2 protein-coding genes and 1 pseudogene are annotated in these 893 nt (G+C 56.8%); 2 read left to right on the top strand and 1 reads right to left on the bottom strand.

The genetic code is table 11. From position 1 onward, the window contains the following. Nucleotides 1-134: uL15m family ribosomal protein (locus tag HMPREF0183_RS12520; protein ID WP_005883742.1), on the top strand; the 134-nt coding region annotated here is incomplete at its 5' end. 125 nt (nt 135-259) lie between these two features. Here HMPREF0183_RS12520 and HMPREF0183_RS05580 read toward each other — a convergent pair. Further along, nucleotides 260-484 carry a hypothetical protein gene (locus tag HMPREF0183_RS05580; protein WP_040348247.1) on the bottom strand — a complete coding sequence of 75 codons (225 nt, stop codon included), beginning with the start codon at nt 482-484 and terminating at the stop codon, nt 260-262. A gap of 107 nt (nt 485-591) precedes the next feature. Between HMPREF0183_RS05580 and HMPREF0183_RS05575 the strand changes: the two are divergent. After that, nucleotides 592-893 (top strand): annotated as a pseudogene (locus tag HMPREF0183_RS05575) (PaaX family transcriptional regulator); the annotation flags it as partial.

Genomic DNA, 893 nt, shown 5'->3' with positions numbered 1-893 from the left:
GGCGCGCTAAGCAGCCGGTGAAGGTTCTGGGCACTGGTGAAATCACCGTGAAGCTCGACATCACGGCACACAAGTTCTCGAAGTCGGCAGCTGACAAGATCGCTGCTGCAGGTGGCTCGGCTACCAGCTTGTGATGAGTGAATAAGACGAATGGGGAGGAACTTCGGTTCCTCCCCATTTTTCTTTCCCCGCTACCAGCGGAACTGTCCTCCGTGAAAGTGGCCTATACCGCCCGAGGTGGGGGACACCTCGGCGGGGGTCACGCCTTGGGTTTGCTGAGTGAGAACGTGATGTACGTGGCGATATATGTGCACGAAAACGCGAGCAGTCCGATAAAGGCCATCCATACCAGGATGCTTGGCACTGGGAGAGTCGCAACTCCGAACGCGACGCATGTGACGATGATGGCGATGCTCATGGCGGCGAATGCTGAAGTGAGTGCGCGGGCGCCGTTGGCAAGTTTGCGGACTGACTCTGTTTGCATGTTCAACTCCTGTGTTGGGTACGTGTGAGAAATAGGGGTGCTATTCCACACTGATGGTATTGTGACGTAGAACTCACGATGAACTCCTCCCGTTTCACGGAGAAAATGTGGCAAATAGGTACAGGATCACCCGGCCGGGCTTCGATGTCGTTTCCGTTTTTGGTAGCTTGTGGGCCCGCGCTTTGCCCATTCCTGTCATTGTTGCGCTGCTGGGGGAGCGTGGGTACTCCGAGTCTTCGGTGCGAAACCAGATTGGGCGAATGGTGTCGCGTGGTGCGCTGCAAGCGGAAAGGCTTGGCAAGTTTGCGGTGGTGTCGTTGGCACCTCATGTCGAAGCGAACTTTCTGCAGGTCTCGCCGGCTGCGGTTGCGCCGGTGTATGACGGCTCACTGTCGCTGTTGTTGTATGA

The sequence above is a fragment of the Brevibacterium mcbrellneri ATCC 49030 genome (assembly GCF_000178455.1).
GTDB lineage: Bacteria > Actinomycetota > Actinomycetes > Actinomycetales > Brevibacteriaceae > Brevibacterium > Brevibacterium mcbrellneri.
Note: the sequence above shows the minus strand (reverse complement) of the source record. Positions and strands in the feature narration are given on the sequence as shown.

Bases quoted from the DNA above. Each gene is read 5' to 3' on its own strand.
- HMPREF0183_RS05580 (WP_040348247.1), bottom strand. From the start codon at position 484: ATGCAAACAGAGTCAGTCCGCAAACTTGCCAACGGCGCCCGCGCACTC.